Below are 20309 nucleotides of genomic sequence, written 5' to 3'. Positions count from 1 at the left end.
CGGACCTCTTCGCGAGCAAGTGGCCACGACACAAATCCCGGCGATCTACACTTTACGGATGACGGTTGCGCACTAAACCCGCAAAATGCAACGATTCCGGCAATTATCGACGACGGTTTCACAAGAGCCGTCGCTAAAGCCATCGTTCCAATCAGACTGGGCCTGCTGACTCTATGCGAATGCGCCTTATGTTACTGGGCGGCGGAAATGCCCTTGGGCAGGCGCTGATTCGCCTCGGTGCAGAGGAAGACATCGGTTTCCTCGCCCCCCGCCCGCCCGAAAACGGCTGGGATGCCGCGAGCCTGACCCAATTGCTCGACGACACCCGTCCCGATGCATTGATCAATCTCGCCTACTATTTCGACTGGTTCCAGGCCGAAACCGTCAGCGAAAGCCGCATGGCCGGGCAGGAACGTGCGATCGAACGTCTGGCCGAACTGTGCCAGCACCACAACATCGTCCTCGTGCAGCCCTCCAGTTATCGGGTGTTCGACGGTTCGCGTGCCACGGCGTACAGCGAAAAAGACGAACCGGTGCCACTGGGTTTGCGCGGTCAGGCGTTGTGGCGAATTGAACAAAGTGTGCGCGCCACTTGCCCGCAACACGTTTTGCTACGATTTGGCTGGTTGCTCGATGACAGCCCGGACGGCACTCTGGGGCGCTTCCTCGCCCGCGCCGAACAACCGGAAGAGTTGCTGCTGGCCGATGACCGCCGTGGCAATCCGACGCCGGTCGACGATGCCGCGCGAGTGATCATTTCGGTGCTCAAACAACTCGATTGCGCCGCGCCGCTGTGGGGCACTTACCACTACGCCGGCCACGAAGCGACCACACCGCTGGCGCTGGGCCAGGCGATTCTGACCGAAGCGCGCAGCCTGCACGCCCTAGCGATCGAAGCACCAACCGCCCAGGCTCACGCCGCGCGACCGGACGCTGCCGAAGAGCCGCAACACGCGGTGCTGGCCTGCAAGAAAATTCTGCACACTTTCGGGATCAAACCGCGCGCCTGGCGCGCCGCACTCCCGGGCTTACTGGATAGGTTCTACCGTCATGGCTGAAGGGACTGTTTTAATCACCGGCGGAGCCGGCTTCATTGGCTCGCACCTGACCGACGCCTTGCTTGCCAAGGGGCATTCGGTGCGCATTCTCGACGATCTGTCGACCGGCAAGCGCAGCAACCTGCCGCTGGATAACTCCAAGGTTGAGCTGATTGTCGGCGATGTCGCCGATGCGACGCTGGTGGCCAGAGCCATGCAAGGCTGCAGCGCAGTCGCTCACCTGGCGGCCGTGGCGTCGGTGCAGGCCTCGGTGGACGATCCGGTGAAAACTCACCAGAGCAACTTCATTGGCACGCTGAATGTCTGCGAAGCCATGCGTCTGGCCGGGGTCAAACGGGTGTTGTACGCCTCCAGTGCGGCGGTGTACGGCAACAATGGCGAGGGCGAGTCGATTGATGAAGAAACGCCCAAAGCCCCATTGACGCCTTACGCTTCGGACAAGCTGGCGGGCGAACATTATTTCGATTTCTATCGCCGCCAGCATGGCCTGGAGCCGGTGATTTTCCGCTTCTTCAATATCTTCGGCCCACGTCAGGATCCGTCCTCGCCGTACTCCGGAGTGATCAGCATCTTCAGCGAACGCGCACAGAAAGGCTTGCCGATTACCGTGTTCGGTGACGGTGAGCAAACGCGCGATTTCCTCTATGTCGAAGACCTGGTCGATTTGCTGGTACAGGGCATCGAAAAACCTGAGGTGGAAGTCGGTCCGGTGAACGTTGGATGGAATCAGGCGATGAGCCTCAAGCAGATGCTTGAAGCACTGCAGGCTGTTGTCGGTGAATTGCCGCCGATCAGTTATGGCCCGGCGCGTTCCGGTGATATCCGTCACTCCCGGGCGAATAACGCTCGTCTGCTGGAACGCTTCACGCTGCCGCAGCAGACGCCGATGAGCGTGGGTTTGGCGCGGTTGTTGGGGCGTGCCTGAAAAGAGCCCCTCATCGGAACGCCGCCCGCCTAACCCTCTCCCAGAGGGCGAGGGGACTGACCGAGGTGTTCTTTCGAGTTACACCGACCTGAAATATCGAGTCGAACTCAGGTTTTGAAAGGCACCCAAATCGGCTCCCTCTCCCGGGGGATAGGGGACTGACCGAGGTGTTTGGATGAGATACACCGATCTGAAATATCGAGTCGAACTCGGATTTGAAAGGCACCCAAATCGGCTCCCTTTCCCCCTCTCCCTGAGGGAGAGGGCTGGGGTGAGGGGGAAATCCCACTCACGCCACAGGTTTCCAGCGGACGTGAAAAAGGCGCCCTTTGACAGGCGCCTTTTTCACGGCCGGAATATGTCGCTACTCCTGTGGCAAGGGGATGTTATCCCCCGATCAACTGCGTACGGTCGCCGTCAGTTCTATGCCTGCTCACCACCAAGCCTCATTCACCACCACGTGAACGTTCGGTCAATCGACTTAGAACTTATAGCCCAAACCGACCATGTAGATGAACGGATCCACATCCACATTCACCCGTGCGCGAGTGCCCGGCGCAACGGCGTTGTTTTCGACGGTGGCGCGGGTGTCGATGTCGATGTAACGCACTTGGGCGTTGAGCATGATGTTGTCGGTCAGCATGTAGTCGGCACCGACCTGCCAGGCCAGGCCCCAGGAGTTTTTCGCCTTGAAGTTGCTGAAACCGTTGGCGCTGGCTTCGCTGCCGACGTGCTCGTCATAGATCCAGGTGTAGTTGATACCGCCACCGACATACGGCTGGAACGGCGACTTCGAATCCAGCGGGTAGTACACAACGCTGAGAGTCGGCGGCAAGTGTTTCAGGGTCCCGAGCTTGCCGTTGGCCGCTGGCAGGGCAGTGCCCTTGAGTTTGACGTCATGCTCGAAAGGCGTGGCCGCGAGCAACTCGAGGCCGACGTGATCGGTAAGCATGTAAGCGAAGTTCAGACCCAATTGAGTGTCGCTGCTCATGGTCGCTTTGCCGCCCAGATTGGTGCCGCTCAACGGACCCTGATCGACCTTGACAGTGGAGCTGTCGGCTTTCGGGTTGACGGTGATCGCACCGGCGCGGATGAGGATGTCACCGGCTTCGTGGGCGTGGGCGAGCGGGGCTGCGAGCGCGAGGGCAAACAGCGAAGCGCTGAGCAAGGACTTGTTCATGGGGGCTCCGAAAGGACGTTAAAAATGTTCGATGTCCTATGGTACGAAGCCAACTGATACGGTCTTTTGACTCAGCTCAATGAAACAGTGAAGGGGCGGGTTTCTGTGGAACCTTTGAAGGCCCCTTCGCGAGCAAGCTCGCTCCCACATTGATCGAGTCGACCACAAAATTTATGGTCACCACCGAAACCTGTGGGAGCGAGCTTGCTCGCGAACGGGTCATTGCAACAGCACAAAATTACCGGGAATTACTCCGGCAGTTCATACACATAAATCTTGTCCGCATCCATCTGATACCCGGCATCCGCCAGTTCGCTGCTCGACGCTTTGACCTGCAACGGTCCCTCGACCCAGTACGGCTGATACAGCTCATCAAGCTTCACGCCCAACTCGCTTTTCACATGCACAATCTGGTTCGACGGTGGTGGCGGCACGTGGATGCAGGCGCCGAAATACGGCACCAGCAAAAAGTCCGTGGTGCGTCCTTCTTCATTGACTTCCAGCGGCACGATATAACCTGGCAAACGAATGTTCTGACCGTCGAGGGACTTCACCACCGGCGCGTTCGGCAGGTCCTGCTTGGCCGCTGGCGCGGACTCGGCGGACAGCGCATCACTCATCTTCGACATGTCGTGCAGCGGGGTCATGTTCGGCACTTCCGGCGCGGCGTCCGGCGGAATCATTTCCGACCACGTCAGGTCTTTCGGCGCCGCTGCCCACGCGGGCAGGGCGATCAGCAACAGCAGCGCGAGTGCAGCGCGGGGCATGGTGAACATCCTCATAAACGGATCGACAGGCCATCGGCCAAGGATTGGCGATAAGCGCGCCAGGCCGGCACGCTGCCCATCAGCAGCGCGGCTGCCAGAATGCCACCGAGCAGCGTCCATTCATACTCGCTCGGCCACGCCAGCGGCAGGTACAGACCGTAATTGGCCTGTACATAACCCTGCGCGGCGGCGATGCCGATGTACAACAACGCCACCCCGGCAATCACCCCGGTCAGCGCCAGTGCAAACGCCTCGAGCACCAGCAGACTCGCGATATGCCAAGGACGCGCACCGACCGAACGAAGGATCGCCATCTCGCGACGCCGTTCGTTAAGGCTGGTGAGAATCGCCGTGAGCATGCCGATCAACCCGGTCAACACCACAAACAACGAGACCACGAACAGCGCTTTTTCAGCGGTGCTCATCAGGCTCCACAACTCCTGCAAGGCTACACCCGGCAGAATCGCCAGCATCGGTTCGCCACGGAATTCGTTGATCTCGCGTTGCAGGGCGAAGGTGGAAATCTTGCTGTTGAGGCCGAGCATGAATGCGGTGATCGCTTGCGGCGTCAGGTCCATGTTGCGTGCCTGATCGGCGGTGATTCGGCCATTACCTCGCGCCGGCACGCCGTTGTGCCAGTCGATATGAATCGCCTCCATGCCGCCGAGGCTGATGTGCAATGTGCGATCGACCGGGGTGCCGGTGCGCTTGAGAATGCCGACCACGGTGAACGGTTTGTCGTCGTGCTTGACCAGACTGATCGCGGCCACGCCGTGGGCCAGCACCAGTTTGTCACCGAGCTTGTAATGCAGCGCATCGGCCACTTCCGCACCGAGCACCACTTCAAAAGGATCGGTGGCAAACGCACGACCGTCCGCCAGTTGCAGATGCTGCTGGCGACCGTACTGGTAATGCTCGAAGTAGGCTTCGGTAGTGCCCATCACCCGGTAGCCACGATGGGAGTCGCCGAGGGACATCGGGATCGCCCACTTCACTTTCGGGTTGCTGGCGAAGTGTTCGAAGCTGTCCCAGCGGATGTTGTTGGTGGCGTTGCCGATGCGGAACACCGAGTACAGCAACAGGTTCACCGAGCCGGAACGGGCACCAACGATGAGGTCGGTGCCACTGATAGTACTGGCGAAACTGGCTTTGGCCTCGGTACGCACCCGCTCAACGGCGAGCAACAGACACACCGAGAGGGCGATGGCAAAAGCCGTGAGCAAAGCGGTGAAGCGGCGGTTGGCCAGGCTGGCCATGGCCAGACGAAACAGATACATCTCAGACCTCGGCAGACGTGGCGGCGCGATTGAGTTCGGCCAGGGACAGGTGACGGTCGAACAGCGGCGCCAGGCTCTGGTCGTGGCTGACGAACAGCAGACTTGATCCTGCCTCGCGGCATTCGGCGAACAGCAGGCGGATGAAGTTTTCCCGGGCGTCGTAATCCAGTGCCGAGGTCGGTTCGTCGGCGATCACCAGCTCAGGCTGACCGATCAAGGCACGCGCGGCAGCGACCCGCTGCTGTTGGCCGATCGACAGCGAATCGGCGCGACGGCTGAGGATGCTTTCATCCTTTAAGCCGAGGTGGGCGAGCAGGGTGGCGGCGGCTTGATCGACGCTGCCGTGGCGCTGTTTCGCCCGTTGCGCGCGCAGCTTGGAAAAGTGACACGGCAGTTCAACGTTCTCGCGTACCGAAAGAAACGGCAGCAGGTTGAACTGCTGGAAAATGTAGCCGGTGTGATCGACGCGGAAGGTGTCGCGAGCGCCGGCGGAGAGTTCGGTCAGCTCCTGGCCGAGCAAGCGAATGCTGCCGCGACCGGGTTTCTGCACGCCGCCGAGCAGACCGAGCAGGGTGGTCTTGCCGCTGCCGCTGGGGCCTTTGAGGAACAGGGTTTCGCCGGCTTCCAGACGAAACGCCGGGATGTCCAGCAGCGGCGGATGACCGGGCCATTTGAAGCCCAGGTCGGACAGTTCGATGAGTGCTTGGGTCATGGCACCAGTTTCATGAGGTGAACACACAACCCCAGTGGGAGCGAGCCTGCTCGCGAAAGCGGCAGATCAGTCAATTCAAAGGCGCCTGACGAATCGCATTCGCGAGCAAGCTCGCTCCCACAAGGGGATTCCGGTGAGGCTTAGAATTTCAGCGAGGCAGCCTTGGCCGTCACTTCGGTACCTTGCTGGCCGCTGGCGCTGATCAGTTGTACCTGAATTTTCTGCGTCGCCGGGAAGGTATTGAAGATGTTAGCCAGATCCAGCGTCTTCAACGCACCCGGTGTGGCGCAGTTGAATTGGTAATGCGCGTGGATTTCGCTGTGGTCGTGGTGATGCTCGTGACCGTCCTTGTCCGCTTCATCGTCGTCATGGTCATCGGCATCCGGCTTGTCGCCGAACAACGGGCTTTCCAGTTCCTGACTGAGCACTTTGCACCCGGCGGCGGCGGGCAGGCTGAACAGGGTCAGCGGTTTCTCCAGTTGCGCACGGGCGGCAGCGACTTTGGCCTTGTCGGCGTCCGTGGTCGCAACGTGTTCGAAACCAACGAGGTTCATCGCCGGGCTTTCCAGCTCCAGCTCAAGGGTCTGGCCATCGAGCGCGGCATTCAGACGGCCAACACCATGTTCATGCGCACCGAGGCTGCCGTGTTCATGGTCGTGATCGTGCTCATCGGCAGCATGGGCGATGGCCAGCGGCAACAGGGCAAACGGCAAAGCGAGCAGCAGACGACGCATGACGGTCTCCGGGAAGTAAAGTGAAGAGTTTGTTATGTAATCTTATAACGAAAGTGCGCAGAGTTTGCCCGTGCGCTTGGCGTTGCACAAGTCCCGTGGGAGCATGCAGGTCAGAAAAGTGCGGGAGCGAACTCAATGTTGCGGATACGCGGAACCGTCGGCGACGTGCCGGTGGATTTGACGGTGGAGCTGGATGACGGGGACTGGGCGAAGCTCGGTTCGGCACTGAATGGGCAGGCTCCGGTTGCTCAATCTGAGGCGGTCGCGTCCGCCCCGGCGGCGAAACCGCTGAATCAGGACGATGCCTTGTGGCAGTTGGCCAAGAATCTGTTGCGCAAGGCCGGGCAGCTCAGCGGTCCGGATCTGCTTGATCAACTGGAAGGGCTGACCGGCAGCGCGGTGGCGGGCAAACGCTTGTTGGTGCGCCTGCGCCACAGTGCGGACGTGAAAGTGGTGAGCGGCGGGGATACGCCGCTCTACAGCTGGATCGAGTGAACCGCAAAAGATCGCAGCCAGCGGCATCTCCTACAAGGGTGTACACGATCCCAATGTAGGAGCTGCCGCAGGCTGCGATCTTTTGATCTTAATAAAGCGCAGCAAACATCTTGCGGCGGTACATCGTCACCAACGGATGATCATTGCCCAGCAGCTCGAACACTTGCAGTAAGGTCTTGTGCGGCAGACCTTCGCCATAGTTGCGGTTGCGGACGAACAGCTTGAGCAAAGCATCCAGCGCCGCTTCGTACTGCTGACGCGCCAGTTGCTGGATCGCCAGTTGATACACCGCCTCATCGTCCTGCGGATCTTTCGCCAGTCGCGCTTTCAGGTCGGCAGCATCCGGCAAGTCACGCGCCAGACCGAGGAACTTGATCTGCGCCTTGGCCCCGGCCAGTGCAGCCTTGTGCTCATCGCTTTTTACCGCATCCAGCACGGTTTGCGCTTCATCCAGTTCGCCGCGTTCAGTCAGGCAGCGCGCGTAGAGGATCAGTGCCTTGGCGTTTGTGTTGTCCTCAGTGAGCATCACCACCAGCGCTGCCTCGGCATCGGCGTAACGGCCGTCATCAAACAACGCCTGAGCCTGTTCAAACGGATCAGCGGCAGCCGGTGGTGGCATCTGCACGTGCGGCTCAAGCAGGGCGCGCACGGCGGACTCTGGTTGTGCACCGGCAAAACCGTCCACCGGTTGACCGTCCTTGAACAGCACTACGGTCGGCAGGCTGCGAATGCCGAAGCGGGCGACGATGTCCTGCTCGATGTCGCAGTTGACCTTGGCCAGCAGCAACTCGCCCTGATAGCTCTCGGCAATGCCTTGCAGCATCGGCATCAACGCTTTGCACGGCGCACACCATTCGGCCCAGAAATCCACCAGCACCGGTTTGTTGAAGGAAGCCTCGATCACCGACTGGTCGAAATCGGCCGTCGTGGCGTCGAAGATGTACGGCGTTTGCTCACTCATGGGGGATCTCGTAGAAGCGTGAATGGGGCAACTATACGGCTTGGCGGGGGGTGGCCGGAAGGCAGAGATGTGTTGTCTGGCAGGACGCCTTCGCGAGCAGGCTCGCTCCCACAGGGAAACGCATTCCAAATGTGGGAGCGAGCCTGCTCGCGAAGCTTTTAATCAGCGCCGCGCATGGTAGAGGCTGACATGTCTGAATTCTTCCGGCTCCGCCAGATCGGGCAAGGTCATCGCCTCAAGCATTTCAATGCGCTCATACAGCGGATGGCGAAAATCCCTGACCCGCGAATCCGCCACCAGCGCTTCACGGCCACGACTTAAAAACGCATCGAGCAACGGCAAGTTCGCCCGGTCGTACAACACGTCCGCCACCAGAATCAGATCAAACCGATCCGCTTCGGCAAAGAAATCCGTCGAATAACTCATCTGTACATCATTCAGCTCGGCATTCGCCCGACACGCGGAAATCGCCAGCGGATCGAGATCGCACGCCACCACCTCCAGCGCCCCGGCCTTCACCGCCGCGATCCCGGCAATCCCGGAACCTGCGCCGAAATCCAGCACACGCTTGCCGCGCACCCACTCGGGAAATTCCGTCAGATAACGCGCCACCGCCAGACCGCTGGCCCAGCAGAAACCCCAATACGGTGGCTCATGCAAAATTCGCTGAATTTCTTCCTGGCTGAATTCGCGATCCATGTTGTCGCCATCGATCAGCCATAGCTGTAAATCAGTGTCCGGCAACGCACAGACCTTGAGTCTGGCGTCGCCGAGCAATTCACCTAACGCCTGTTGCAGGTCGAGCGGTGCATTCATGGTGCTTTGACAAATTGCAGTTGGCCCAGCGCCTGGGAGGTCGGCTGGCTGATGGTTTGCGACGGCAGATGCAGAATCAACTGACCGGACTGGCTGGCGCGGCCACGCAACTCAACCCGCGCACCGGCCGGGAACGCGTCCGGGTTGAAGCGCAGGCGGAACGGCAGGATCTGGTTGTTGCCGATCAGGCTGGAACTGGCGAGCAATTGTTGCGGGCGATCCTTTTCGTCGATCACCAGCAGCGCCAGTTCGACTTCGGCGCCGGCCGGCACGCCTTGCAGGGTGCCGCTCAATTCCCGTTGATAAGCCGGCAGCGGGCCAAGTTCGGCAGCCTCTTTGGCTTTTTTCTGCGCTTGCTGCGGGGCAGGTCCCGGTGTTGGCGGCTGGGGCTTGGGTGCATCGCTGCCACAGGCCACCAGCAGGCTGAAAAGACTGAGCAAAACGAGCGGACGTAACGGCATTGGATGCTCCAGCAAAATGAAATCCATGGATCAAACGATCATGCCGTTCTGTATACCGCAAAGCCTATGGCTTGTCTTGCCACCGGGATGCGCTACCATGGCCCTCCCTTTTTTTGTTGCCAGCCACCATGCACTGTCCCTTCTGCGGTGCCAACGACACCAAGGTCATCGACTCGCGTCTGGTCGCCGAGGGCGAACAGGTGCGCCGCCGGCGTGAATGCCTGGCCTGCGGCGAGCGTTTCACGACGTTCGAGACGGCCGAACTGGTGTTGCCGCGCCTGATCAAAACCGACGGCAGCCGCCAACCGTTCGACGAAGAAAAACTCCGCGCCGGGATGCAACGCGCCCTGGAGAAACGTCCGGTGAGCGTCGAGCGCCTCGAATCCTCCCTGGTTCACATCAAGCACAAGCTGCGCGCCACCGGCGAGCGCGAGGTTAAATCCCTCGTGGTCGGCGAACTGGTGATGGCTGAGTTGCAAAAGCTTGATGAAGTCGCCTACATCCGCTTCGCGTCGGTGTACAAACGCTTCCAGGACCTTAACGAGTTCCGTGAAGAAATCGACCGCCTCGCCCGCGAACCGGTGAAAGAATGACCAGCGCCGGCGAGCAGGCCATCCTCGACGCTCACTTCATGGCCCGCGCGCTGGAACTGGCGCGCAAAGGTCATTACACCACCCATCCCAATCCTCGGGTCGGCTGCGTGGTGGTGCGTGATGGGCAGATCGTCGGCGAAGGCTGGCATGAGCGCGCCGGCGAACCGCACGCCGAAGTCCACGCCCTGCGCGCCGCCGGTGAATTGGCCCGGGGCGCGACCGCTTATGTGACGCTGGAACCGTGCAGCCACCATGGCCGCACGCCGCCGTGTGCCGAAGCACTGGTGAATGCCGGGGTTGCCCGGGTGGTGGCAGCGATGCGCGATCCGAACCCGCAAGTTGCCGGACGTGGTCTGCAGCGCTTGGCCGATGCCGGCATTGCTACCGAAAGCGGCGTGCTCGAAGCCGAGGCGCGCCAGCTCAATCAAGGTTTTCTGAAACGCATGGAGCACGGCTTGCCGTTCGTGCGGGTCAAGTTGGCTATGAGTCTCGATGGTCGGACAGCCATGGAAAGCGGCGAGAGCCAGTGGATCACCGGTCCCGCCGCACGTTCGGCCGTTCAGCGTTTGCGCGCTCAGGCCGCCGTGGTGCTGACCGGCGCCGACACCGTGCTGGCCGATGGCGCGCGTTTGACCGTGCGTGCTGAAGAGTTGGGTCTGGATGCCGAGCAAACCGCGCTGGCCATGAGCCGACCGCCGCTGCGCGTGCTGATCGACGGTCGCCTGCGGGTGCCGCTGGATGCGCCGTTCTTCAAGGCTGGCCCGGCATTGGTCGCCACCTGTGTCGCGATCGAAGAGCAATACGCGCATGGCCCCGAGTGCCTGATCGTGCCGGGTGATGACGGTCAGGTCGATCTGCATCAATTGCTGATCGAACTGGCCAAGCGTGACGTCAACGAGGTGCTGGTCGAAGCCGGCCCGCGTCTGGCAGGAGCTTTTGCTCAGCTCGGTCTGGTCGACGAATTCGTGATCTTCATCGCCGGCAAGTTCCTCGGTTCTTCGGCGCGGCCGCTGCTGGACTGGCCGCTGGCTTATATGAAGGATGCGCCGGAGCTGAAAATCACTGAAATTCGCGCGGTGGGCGATGACTGGCGAGTCACTGCCATCCCTGTCCTTTCGGCGAGCGTATAATTCCCGGCCATCGCGTTAGCGCTGGCCCAGTTCTCAAGGAGAACCCCATGTTTACCGGCATCATCGAATCCATCGGCAGTATCCGCGCATTGACCCCAAAGGGCGGTGATGTGCGGGTCCACGTCGCCACCGGCAAGCTCGACCTGAGCGACGTCAAACTCGGCGACAGCATCGCGGTCAACGGCGTCTGCCTGACCGCTGTTGAGCTGCCGGGCGACGGCTTTGCCGCCGACGTCAGCCGTGAAACCCTCGACTGCACCGCCATGAACGACCTGAAAAGCGGCAGCCCGGTCAATCTGGAAAAAGCCCTGACCCCGACCACCCGTCTCGGCGGGCACCTGGTCAGCGGCCACGTCGACGGTGTCGGCGAAATCGTCTCGCGCAGCGACAATGCCCGCGCCGTGGAATTTCGCATTCGCGCGCCGAAGGAACTGGCCAAGTACATCGCCCATAAAGGCTCGATCACTGTCGACGGCACCAGCCTGACCGTGAACGCCGTCGATGGCGCCGAATTCATGCTGACGATCATTCCGCACACCCTGAGCGAAACCATCATGGCGTCGTACAAGCCAGGTCGCCGGGTGAATCTGGAAGTTGATTTGCTGGCGCGGTATCTGGAGCGTCTGCTCCTCGGCGACAAGGCCGCAGAGCCGAGCGCTGGTGGCATCACCGAAAGCTTTCTGGCCGCCAACGGCTACCTCAAATCCTGACTGAAGGGGGTGCCTTGTGGCGCTCAATAGCATCGAAGAACTGGTTGAAGACATCCGCCAAGGCAAGATGGTCATCCTCATGGATGACGAAGACCGTGAGAACGAAGGCGACCTGATCATGGCCGCCGAATGCTGCCAGGCCGAGCACATCAACTTCATGGCCAAGCACGCCCGTGGTCTGATCTGCATGCCGATGAGCCGCGAGCGCTGCGAACTGTTGAAGCTGCCGCTGATGGCGCCGCGCAACGGTTCCGGTTTCGGCACCAAGTTCACCGTGTCGATCGAAGCCGCCGAAGGCGTAACCACTGGCATTTCCGCCGCCGACCGTGCGCGCACCGTGCAAGCGGCGGCCGCCAAAGACGCCAAGGCTGAAGACATCGTCAGCCCGGGCCATATTTTCCCGCTGATGGCCCAGGCCGGCGGCACCCTCGCTCGTGCCGGCCACACCGAAGCGGCTTGCGACCTCGCGCGCATGGCCGGTTTCGAGCCAAGTGGCGTGATCTGCGAAGTGATGAACGACGACGGCACCATGTCCCGTCGCGCTGAACTGGAAGCGTTCGCTGCTGAGCACAACATCAAGATCGGCACCATCGCCGACCTGATTCACTACCGGATGATCCACGAACGTACCGTTCAGCGGATTGCCGAGCAGCCACTGGACAGCGAACTGGGTCAATTCAACCTGGTGACCTATCGTGATTCGGTGGAAGGCGATGTGCACATGGCCCTTACGCTGGGCACTGTTTGCGCCGAAGAGCCGACCCTGGTTCGGGTGCACAACATGGATCCGCTGCGCGACCTGCTGATGGTCAAACAACCGGGCCGCTGGAGCCTGCGCGCCGCCATGGCTGCGGTGGCCGAGGCGGGCAGCGGTGTCGTGTTGTTGCTTGGTCACCCGCTCGATGGCGATGTGCTGCTGGCACATATCCGTGAAACGGGCGAGCAGGCAGCGCCGAAAAAACCGACCACTTACAGCATCGTCGGTGCCGGTTCGCAGATTCTGCGTGACCTCGGTGTGCGCAAAATGCGTTTGATGTCTGCGCCAATGAAATTTAATGCGATATCCGGTTTCGATCTGGAAGTTGTAGAATACGTGCCCTCCGAATAATGACCGGTTGTTTCCGGTCTCCGATTCGCGGCAAATAAATCACTGAGGGACGCGTAGCAGACGCGTCCCGGCTCTTTAAGAGAACTGACGAATGACCCTGAAGACCATCGAAGGTACCTTCATCGCCCCTAAAGGCCGCTACGCTTTGGTAGTGGGCCGCTTCAACAGCTTCGTTGTTGAAAGCCTGGTCAGCGGTGCAGTTGATGCCCTGGTTCGCCACGGCGTGAGCGAAAGCGACATCACCATCATCCGCGCACCTGGCGCCTTCGAAATCCCGCTGGTTGCGCAGAAAGTCGCCCAGAAAGGTGAATTCGCAGCCATCATCGCCCTCGGCGCGGTCATTCGTGGCGGTACTCCGCACTTCGAATACGTGGCAGGCGAGTGCACCAAGGGGCTGGCCCAGGTGTCCATGGAGTTCGGCGTTCCGGTTGCCTTCGGCGTCCTGACCGTTGATTCCATCGAGCAAGCCATCGAACGTTCCGGCACCAAGGCCGGTAACAAAGGTGCCGAAGCTGCCCTGTCCGCTCTGGAAATGGTCAGCCTGCTGGCGCAGTTGGAGGCCAAGTGATTAGCGACGAAAGCGATCGTTTCAACCCGCGCGATCCGAAACCTGCGGATGCCGGCAAGCCCTCGAAAAGCGTCAAGCGTCGCGAAGCCCGTCAGCTCGCGACTCAAGCGCTGTACCAGTGGCACATGGCCAAGCAATCGCTGAACGAGATCGAAGCGCAGTTTCGCGTTGATAACGATTTCACCGATGTCGACGGTGCCTACTTCCGCGAAATCCTCCACGGGGTTCCGCAGTTCAAGACCGAGATCGACACCGCTCTGACGCCTTGCCTGGATCTGACGATCGAAGAGCTGGACCCGGTTGAACTGGCCGTGCTGCGCCTGTCGACCTGGGAACTGCTCAAGCGCGTCGACGTGCCGTACCGCGTGGTGATCAACGAAGGTATCGAGCTGGCGAAAGTCTTCGGTTCGACCGACGGCCACAAGTTCGTCAACGGCGTGCTCGACAAGCTGGCCCCGCGCCTGCGTGAAGCTGAAGTGAAGGCGTTCAAGCGCTGATCGGCGCTTGAACACTTTGTCTCAGCCATGGGCGAGTTTGAGCTGATCCGCAATTTCTTCGCCGCCGCGCCTTGTGCGCAGGGCGGCGAAGGCGTTGCTCTGGGGATCGGCGATGACTGCGCCTTGCTCGCTGTTCCCCCCGGGGAGCAGTTGGCAATCTCTACCGATACGTTGGTGGCCGGTGTGCATTTCGCCGACCCCTGCGATCCGTTTCTGCTCGGTCAGCGCTCGCTGGCCGTTGCGGTCAGCGATCTGGCCGCCATGGGCGCCACGCCCGTTGCCTTTACCCTTGCCCTGACTGTACCGACGGTGACCGCCGATTGGCTGCAAGCCTATGCCCTCGGTTTGAACCGCATGGCGCAGAGCTGCGGCGTTGCGCTGGTGGGCGGCGATACCACGCGCGGGCCGTTGAGCCTGACGGTGACCGTGTTTGGTCGCGTGCCTGCGGGTCAGGCGCTGACTCGTAGCGGTGCGCAGGCGGGCGACTTGCTCTGTGTCGGTGGCGAACTTGGTAATGCGGCCGGCGCCTTGCCGCTGGTGCTCGGTCAGCGTGACGCCGAAGCGAACGTCGCCCAACCGCTGCTTGATCATTACTGGTCGCCACAACCGCAACTCGCCCTCGGCCAGGCCCTGCGTGGCAAAGCCACCTCGGCGCTGGACATCTCCGATGGATTACTCGCCGACTGCGGCCATATCGCGCTGGCCTCAAAGGTCCGACTTGAGATTGAACGCGAGCGCGTACCGCTGTCGGATGCATTAGTGGCGTTTCTCGGTCAGCGCGGCGCCGAGCGTGCTGCGCTGAGCGGTGGCGATGATTACGTGCTGGCGTTCACCTTGCCGTCTGTCGAGTTGCCGGCGCTGCTGGCCAATGGCTGGCCGATCCATGTGATCGGTCGAGTGTCCGAAGGTCAGGGCGTGGTCCTGCTGGATCGCGAAGGTCACGACATCACCCCGCAAATCCGGGGTTATCAACATTTTCAGGAGACACCGTGACAGATCACCCGAAACAGGTTCCGGCCGAATTCGTTCCGCCGTCGGTCTGGCGCAATCCCTGGCATTTCCTCGCGTTCGGCTTCGGTTCCGGCACCTTGCCCAAGGCGCCGGGAACGTGGGGCTCGCTGGTTGCGCTACCCTTTATCCCGTTATGGCAGATGTTGCCCGACTGGGGTTACTGGCTGATGCTCGGGATCACCATGCTGTTCGGCTTCTGGCTGTGCGGCAAAGTCGCTGACGATCTGCGGGTACACGACCACGAAGGCATCGTCTGGGACGAAATGGTCGGGATGTGGATCACCTTGTGGCTGGTGCCGGAAGGCTGGTACTGGTTGCTCGCGGGTTTCCTCGTATTCCGTTTCTTCGACATTCTCAAGCCATGGCCGATCCGCTGGATCGACCGGCACGTGCATGGCGGCGTCGGCATCATGCTCGACGACGTGCTGGCCGGCGTGTTCGCCTGGCTGGCGATGCAGGGACTGGTGTGGATTTTCGCCTGAGTCCAAGGGATATCAGGGTCAAGTGAGGGGACTAGGGATGGCTCGACGCTGGTTGGCGCTAGTGGTTTTGGCTTTGCTGAACTCCGTGGTGGGTGCGCAGGAAGCTGCGCCGACGCCGGCGGTCATCCATCTGGCCAGCGAAGACTGGGAAGACTACACCGCCGCTGACGGCCATGGCCTGGGCTGGGACGTGCTGCGCAAAGTGTTCGAACCGGCCGGGGTCAAGCTGGACATTCGCAGCGTGCCTTACACCCGCTCGGTCGGGCTGGTGCAATTGAAGGAAGTCGACGCGCTGGTCGGCTCCTACCGTGACGAAGCCGAGCAGGTCCTGTACCCGCACTGGAATTTCGATTCCGACCACATTTACGCATTGGGCCTGGCGAGTAATCCGGCGCCTACCGAAGCGACGCTGGGCAAGTATCGCCTGGCCTGGGTGCGCGGTTATCGCTACGAAAACTTCTTGCCGAATATCAAGCGCTACAACCAGATCGAGCGGCGTAGCGGGATCCTGTCGATGCTCAAGCAGGGGCGGGCGGATTACTACATCGATGCGCTGACCGAGATTGAAGCCGTGGTGAAAACCGCAGCCGATCCGGCGCAGTATCGCTATTCACACCTGGCCGAGCTGCCGCTGTTTCTCGGCTTTGCCGACACGCCACAGGCGCGAGCGCTGATGGCGCTGTATGACCGGCGTATGGAGCAGTTGGTGAAGAGCGGCGAGTTGAAGCCGATCTTCGAGAAGTGGCAGCAGCCGTATCCTTTCAACTCGAACTGACCACTTACCCCTGTGGGAGCGAGGCAACTCAGTTGTTATCAAACTTTTTGATCGTTATGCCCGATAATTCAGCCTAAGCGCCGGTAGGAACCTGCTGTTACAATGCCGGCCTGCGAATTTTCAGACTCTTTAGATCAGGAGCACACCGGTGCCTGTCGTCTTTGTCGCCGCTTCCAAGCTGCCAACGCCTTTTGCGCAATTCACCATGCACGGTTTTCTCGATGAAGCCACCGGCCGCGAGCACGTCGTGCTGAGCCTGGGTGAAATTGCCGACGGTGCCCCGGTACTCGGCCGGTTGCACTCCGAATGCCTGACCGGCGATGCCTTGTTCAGCCAGCGTTGCGACTGCGGTTCGCAACTGGAAGGCGCGCTTAAAGCCATCGCCCGTGAAGGTCGTGGTGTGTTGCTGTACCTGCGTCAGGAAGGTCGTGGCATCGGCTTGTTGAACAAGATCCGTGCCTACGAGTTGCAGGATGGTGGCGCCGACACCGTTGAAGCCAACGAGCGTCTGGGCTTTGCCGCTGATCAGCGTGACTACGCCATGTGCCTGCCGATGCTCGAGCATCTGGGCGTGAAATCCCTGCGCCTGATGACCAACAACCCGCGCAAGGTCAAAGCCTTGACCGATATGGGCATTACTGTCGCCGAGCGCGTGCCGCTGCACACCGGTCACAACCCCCACAACAAACTCTATCTGGCGACCAAGGCCAGCAAGCTCGACCACATGATGGGCAACGAGCATCAGGGCGAGGTCGATCGCGCGTGACGCGGGGTCAGGTGCGGCGCCGGTTATCGGTTGATTGGTGGAAATACCTCGCACTGGCGCTGGTGCCGCTGTTCGTACTCAACGCGTTGTTCGGTCAGGGCGAAGGCATTCTCCCTGTGCTGGCGATGCCGTTCTTTATTGCCGGCGTGGCATCGATGTTTGTCAGCCTGAAATTTTTTGGCCGTTATAAACATGCGCTGATCGCCACGCAAAAAGCCCTCGATACCCCGGATGAACCGGCCGCGTGGATTGCGCTTGCAGCACGTCGTCGTTCGGCTTTTCTCGCGGCAGCCTTGCCGGCGTGGATCGGCGCACTGGCGGTGTTTGTCGGTCTTGAAGCCGTACCGTTGATGCTGCTGGCGTTGTCCACGGCGGTGCTGTTTTATCTCTACCGTATCCCGCGTCAACTCGGTTGATGCGCCGCCTCTGGCTGGCGGTCCTGCTGCTAGCGGTCTCGGCTCCGGTGCTGGCGGGCCTGCGGGTGGTCAGCCTCGCGCCGTCACTTTCTGAAATTGTCGTTGAGCTGGATTCGGCTGATTTGTTGGTCGGTGTGCTTGATGCCGGTGAGCGGCCAGCGGCGATTGCCAGCATTCCTTCTGTCGGCCGCTATGGTCAGCTCGACATGGAGCGGTTACTGAGCCTCAAACCTGATTTGTTGTTGCTGTGGCCCGGCAGTGTCGGCCCGGCGCAGCGTGATCAACTGAAGCGCTTGGGCATCCCGACCTTCGTCGCCGAACCGCATTCACTTGAACAACTCACCACTCAGATTGAAGCCATTGCCGCGCAATTGGGGCGACCTGAACGTGGGGTGAAACGGGCGGCGGCGTTGCGCCAACGACTCGTGGAGTTGCGCCAGCGCTATCGCCGGGACGTGCCGTTGCGGGTCTTCTATCAGGTCTGGGACAAACCGCTGTACACCGTCGGTGGCGGGCAGATTATCAGCGATGCGCTTGAGGTGTGCGGGGCGCGCAATGTGTTCGCCGACCTGAGTTTGCCGGCGCCGCAGGTGAGTATTGAGGCAGTGTTGCAGCGCGACCCTGAAGTGATTCTGGCGAGTGATCAGGCGCAACTGAATGCGTGGAAAGCCTGGCCACAGGTGGCGGCGGTGAAGCAGGAAAAATTACTGTTGGTCACCGACAAAGGTCTCGAACGCCCAAGTGGCCAAATGATCAGCGCTACCGCCAAACTCTGCCAATTGATCGCGCCTGACCGCTGAAATCGCGGTGACTTCTTCGTGAGCAGGCTCGCTCCCACAGGAGGATTGCATTCCAAATGTGGGAGCGAGCCTGCTCGCGAAGGGGTCAGTCAAATCACCGAAGATTCAAATCAAAGCTGGGGAGTCCAAGTCACCCCAAACATCCACATCCGACCTTCCTCGCGATAACCATACTGGCTGCCGTCATAGCTGTAGTTCGCGCGGCTGTAACCTTTGTCGAAAACGTTATCGATCTTCAGATCCAGCTTGATCTCGCGGTTCAACGCCCAACTGCTGCGCAAGCCGAACAACGCATAACCACCCAGCGGGTTTTCATTTTTCAGGTCGTCATAACTGCTGCTGACCGCCTGCCAACTGGCGCCGAAGCTGACTTGATCAAATTGTCGATCGAGATCCCAACTCAACGTGCGCCGCGCACGCCGGGCCAGGGTGTGGCCAGTATCACGGTCGCGCGGATCAATGATCGATACGCCAAGGTTGCTCTGCCAGTCGAACAGTTCCTGCTTCAGCGCTGCTTCAAAACCGTTGATCCGCGCCGAAGCGACGTTTTCCGGGCGTGAGTTACTGCCGAAAATGATCGCGTCTTCCAGATCCGTACGATAGATCGACGCCTCCAGACGGCTGCTGTCAGTCAACTGACTGCGCCACTGCAACTCATAGCTTTTCGAGGTTTCCGGTTTCAAATCCGGGTTGCTGAAGTCGGGGTAGTACAGATCGTTGAAAGTCGGCGCACGAAAGCCTTCGCTATAGCTCAGCAACAGGTCGTTGTCCGGGTTCAGCGGCAATGTGAACGTGCCGCTCCAGGTGTCCTGGCTGCCGAATTGCTGGTTGTCGTCGTGACGCAGACCCAGTTCCGTGGAGAAGCTGTCGGCTTGATAACGGTGCTGGATGAATGCGGCGCGGTTCCAGCGGCTGTTTTCGTCGAATGCGGTGCTGCTGTTGACCCGGTCTTCGTACCAGTCGCCGCCGAGAATCAGGCTGTTGCGTGCGTCCAGCGTCAGATCGTTCTGCCAGTTCACCGAGTCGCGGTAGGTGTTGAACACCGTGCGTTCGTCGCTGAGCTTGTCGAGGCTCTTCTCGCGGTTCTCGGTATGGCCGAACTCGACGCGGGTTTTCCAGATCTCGTTGACCCGGGCATCGACGTAACTGCTGACGCTACTGACATTGAAATCGCTGTAAGGCTGCTGTTGGACCGATTCGAAGGTGTTCATGTCGAAGCGGCCGAACGGGTTGTCGAACTCGTTCTTGCCGCGGTTATCCAGCAGATTGGCGCCGACTTCGATGTCATCGCTCAGCGCATGGCTGAGGCTCAGGCTAACGGACTGATTGCGGTAGGCGTCGTGATCGGCATCGCTTGGGTACGACTGGTGAGTACGGTCACCTCCGGCGGTTTCATCAAGGCTGGCGCCGAGGTTGAAACGGGTTTTCTCGTCGCCCCCGGACAAGCCGAGGCTGCGCTCCCAGGTCTGGTTGCTGCCGAAACCGACGTGCATCCGTGGCTGCAAACCTTGCTCAGTGCCGCGCCGGGTGAAGATCTGAATCACCCCGCCAATCGCATCGCTGCCGTAAATCACCGAACGCGAACCGCGCAGCACTTCCACCCGCTCGATCTGCTCGATGTTCAGATGCTGCAGGTTGCTGTCACCGGACGTCGAACTGCCAATGCGCTGGCCGTCGACCAGCACCAGACTCTGCGCCGACTGCGTACCGCGAATATAGATCCCCGGCAGACTGCCACGTCCGCCGCCCTGCGCCACTTGCACACCAGGGACGCGACGCAGCAGGTCCGGCACGTCACTCGGCTGCAGGCGGTCGATGTCTTCGCGGGTGAACACCGTGTTGGCGGCGCTGCTGTCGTTGCGGGCTTCTACCTGGCGGTTGGCGGAGATCAGCATGTCCGGCAGCTTCAGGGCTTGCTCACGTTCGAAGGTGTCGGCGAGGGCGTTGGCGGTCGGCAGCAGGAGGAAGGGCAGGGCGAGGCGCGAGAGGTTCATCGGTGGTCCGTTGACGCGTAGGGCGAGTTCAATTTTGAAAGTTCATAAACCACTGTGGGAGCGACCATTCGCC

24 protein-coding genes are annotated in these 20309 nt (G+C 60.8%); 15 read left to right on the top strand and 9 right to left on the bottom strand.

All coding sequences use genetic code 11. From position 1 onward, the window contains the following. Positions 1 to 173 precede the first annotated feature (173 nt). A complete protein-coding gene (locus tag AC0ZWN_RS21550; protein ID WP_049802170.1) occupies positions 174 to 1058 on the top strand; it encodes a sugar nucleotide-binding protein in 885 nt (294 codons plus the stop codon). After that, positions 1051 to 1983, top strand: a complete 933-nt coding sequence (locus AC0ZWN_RS21545; protein ID WP_476336447.1) for an NAD-dependent epimerase/dehydratase family protein — start codon at positions 1051 to 1053, stop codon at positions 1981 to 1983. Before AC0ZWN_RS21550 ends, AC0ZWN_RS21545 begins: the two co-directional genes overlap by 8 nt. Positions 1984 to 2464: 481 nt before the next feature. Here AC0ZWN_RS21545 and AC0ZWN_RS21540 read toward each other — a convergent pair whose 3' ends face one another. The 5 genes from AC0ZWN_RS21540 to AC0ZWN_RS21520 form a co-directional block, all read right to left on the bottom strand. Continuing rightward, the gene (locus tag AC0ZWN_RS21540; protein ID WP_476336445.1) at positions 2465 to 3163 is read right to left on the bottom strand and encodes an OmpW/AlkL family protein; all 699 of its coding nucleotides are present in this window, start codon (positions 3161 to 3163) and stop codon (positions 2465 to 2467) included. Positions 3164 to 3411: 248 nt separating this feature from the next. Next, positions 3412 to 3930 (bottom strand): DUF3299 domain-containing protein, encoded by a 519-nt coding sequence (locus tag AC0ZWN_RS21535; RefSeq protein WP_476336443.1) that lies wholly within the window; start codon positions 3928 to 3930, stop codon positions 3412 to 3414. An 11-nt stretch (positions 3931 to 3941) separates the two neighbouring features. Next, positions 3942 to 5207, bottom strand: a complete 1266-nt coding sequence (locus AC0ZWN_RS21530; protein WP_093434459.1) for an ABC transporter permease — start codon at positions 5205 to 5207, stop codon at positions 3942 to 3944. Position 5208: 1 nt separating this feature from the next. Then, entirely contained in the window at positions 5209 to 5919 is a 711-nt protein-coding gene (locus AC0ZWN_RS21525; RefSeq protein ID WP_476336442.1) for an ABC transporter ATP-binding protein, read from the bottom strand. A gap of 140 nt (positions 5920 to 6059) precedes the next feature. Beyond that, positions 6060 to 6653, bottom strand: coding sequence for a DUF2796 domain-containing protein (locus AC0ZWN_RS21520; protein WP_476336441.1), 594 nt, complete (start codon positions 6651 to 6653; stop codon positions 6060 to 6062). A 135-nt stretch (positions 6654 to 6788) separates the two neighbouring features. On the opposite strand from AC0ZWN_RS21520, the gene AC0ZWN_RS21515 reads away from it, so the two are divergent. Beyond that, complete coding sequence (locus AC0ZWN_RS21515; RefSeq protein ID WP_476336440.1) at positions 6789 to 7148, top strand: hypothetical protein; 360 nt, start codon at positions 6789 to 6791, stop codon at positions 7146 to 7148. Between the two features lie 88 nt (positions 7149 to 7236). Here AC0ZWN_RS21515 and trxA read toward each other — a convergent pair whose 3' ends face one another. The 3 genes from trxA to AC0ZWN_RS21500 form a co-directional block, all read right to left on the bottom strand. Further along, on the bottom strand, positions 7237 to 8109 hold the full coding sequence (gene trxA, locus AC0ZWN_RS21510) for a thioredoxin (protein WP_476336438.1): 873 nt from the start codon (positions 8107 to 8109) through the stop codon (positions 7237 to 7239). 162 nt (positions 8110 to 8271) lie between these two features. Next, complete coding sequence (locus tag AC0ZWN_RS21505) at positions 8272 to 8925, bottom strand: class I SAM-dependent methyltransferase (protein ID WP_460089065.1); 654 nt, start codon at positions 8923 to 8925, stop codon at positions 8272 to 8274. Continuing rightward, entirely contained in the window at positions 8922 to 9386 is a 465-nt protein-coding gene (locus tag AC0ZWN_RS21500; RefSeq protein ID WP_095048847.1) for a YbaY family lipoprotein, read from the bottom strand. The genes AC0ZWN_RS21505 and AC0ZWN_RS21500 overlap by 4 nt, the downstream gene beginning before the upstream one ends. Positions 9387 to 9514: 128 nt before the next feature. Between AC0ZWN_RS21500 and nrdR the strand changes: the two genes are divergently transcribed. From nrdR to AC0ZWN_RS21440, 12 genes are all read left to right on the top strand, one after another. Further along, positions 9515 to 9979, top strand: coding sequence for a transcriptional regulator NrdR (gene nrdR / locus AC0ZWN_RS21495; RefSeq protein WP_007910946.1), 465 nt, complete (start codon positions 9515 to 9517; stop codon positions 9977 to 9979). Next, positions 9976 to 11109: a bifunctional diaminohydroxyphosphoribosylaminopyrimidine deaminase/5-amino-6-(5-phosphoribosylamino)uracil reductase RibD gene (ribD, locus tag AC0ZWN_RS21490; RefSeq protein WP_476336436.1), complete on the top strand. Its 1134-nt coding sequence runs from the start codon at positions 9976 to 9978 to the stop codon at positions 11107 to 11109. The genes nrdR and ribD overlap by 4 nt, the downstream gene beginning before the upstream one ends. Positions 11110 to 11156: 47 nt before the next feature. Further along, positions 11157 to 11819, top strand: coding sequence for a riboflavin synthase (locus AC0ZWN_RS21485; RefSeq protein WP_093434480.1), 663 nt, complete (start codon positions 11157 to 11159; stop codon positions 11817 to 11819). Between the two features lie 16 nt (positions 11820 to 11835). Then, positions 11836 to 12927, top strand: a complete 1092-nt coding sequence (gene ribBA / locus AC0ZWN_RS21480) for a bifunctional 3,4-dihydroxy-2-butanone-4-phosphate synthase/GTP cyclohydrolase II (protein ID WP_039761895.1) — start codon at positions 11836 to 11838, stop codon at positions 12925 to 12927. 91 nt (positions 12928 to 13018) lie between these two features. Beyond that, positions 13019 to 13495, top strand: a complete 477-nt coding sequence (gene ribH, locus AC0ZWN_RS21475; RefSeq protein ID WP_003228649.1) for a 6,7-dimethyl-8-ribityllumazine synthase — start codon at positions 13019 to 13021, stop codon at positions 13493 to 13495. Next, a complete protein-coding gene (gene nusB, locus AC0ZWN_RS21470) occupies positions 13492 to 13992 on the top strand; it encodes a transcription antitermination factor NusB (protein ID WP_008053839.1) in 501 nt (166 codons plus the stop codon). The genes ribH and nusB overlap by 4 nt, the downstream gene beginning before the upstream one ends. Positions 13993 to 14019: 27 nt before the next feature. Further along, positions 14020 to 14985 (top strand): thiamine-phosphate kinase, encoded by a 966-nt coding sequence (gene thiL / locus AC0ZWN_RS21465; protein ID WP_460089063.1) that lies wholly within the window; start codon positions 14020 to 14022, stop codon positions 14983 to 14985. Then, on the top strand, positions 14982 to 15485 hold the full coding sequence (locus AC0ZWN_RS21460; RefSeq protein ID WP_007910933.1) for a phosphatidylglycerophosphatase A family protein: 504 nt from the start codon (positions 14982 to 14984) through the stop codon (positions 15483 to 15485). The genes thiL and AC0ZWN_RS21460 overlap by 4 nt, the downstream gene beginning before the upstream one ends. A gap of 37 nt (positions 15486 to 15522) precedes the next feature. After that, positions 15523 to 16260: a substrate-binding periplasmic protein gene (locus tag AC0ZWN_RS21455; protein ID WP_476336435.1), complete on the top strand. Its 738-nt coding sequence runs from the start codon at positions 15523 to 15525 to the stop codon at positions 16258 to 16260. A gap of 148 nt (positions 16261 to 16408) precedes the next feature. Next, positions 16409 to 17026 (top strand): GTP cyclohydrolase II, encoded by a 618-nt coding sequence (ribA, locus tag AC0ZWN_RS21450; RefSeq protein ID WP_016984117.1) that lies wholly within the window; start codon positions 16409 to 16411, stop codon positions 17024 to 17026. Continuing rightward, positions 17023 to 17442, top strand: a complete 420-nt coding sequence (locus tag AC0ZWN_RS21445) for an MFS transporter (RefSeq protein ID WP_322844955.1) — start codon at positions 17023 to 17025, stop codon at positions 17440 to 17442. Before ribA ends, AC0ZWN_RS21445 begins: the two co-directional genes overlap by 4 nt. Beyond that, entirely contained in the window at positions 17442 to 18242 is an 801-nt protein-coding gene (locus AC0ZWN_RS21440) for a cobalamin-binding protein (protein WP_476336433.1), read from the top strand. The genes AC0ZWN_RS21445 and AC0ZWN_RS21440 overlap by 1 nt, the downstream gene beginning before the upstream one ends. Positions 18243 to 18352: 110 nt before the next feature. Here AC0ZWN_RS21440 and AC0ZWN_RS21435 read toward each other — a convergent pair whose 3' ends face one another. Next, a complete protein-coding gene (locus AC0ZWN_RS21435; protein ID WP_476336432.1) occupies positions 18353 to 20236 on the bottom strand; it encodes a TonB-dependent receptor domain-containing protein in 1884 nt (627 codons plus the stop codon). Positions 20237 to 20309 lie beyond the last annotated feature (73 nt).

The sequence above is a fragment of the Pseudomonas sp. 3B-A001-10F genome (genome assembly GCF_056313565.1).
The sequence above is the reverse complement of the archived record's forward strand: the minus strand, read 5'-3'. Positions and strand labels throughout refer to the sequence as shown.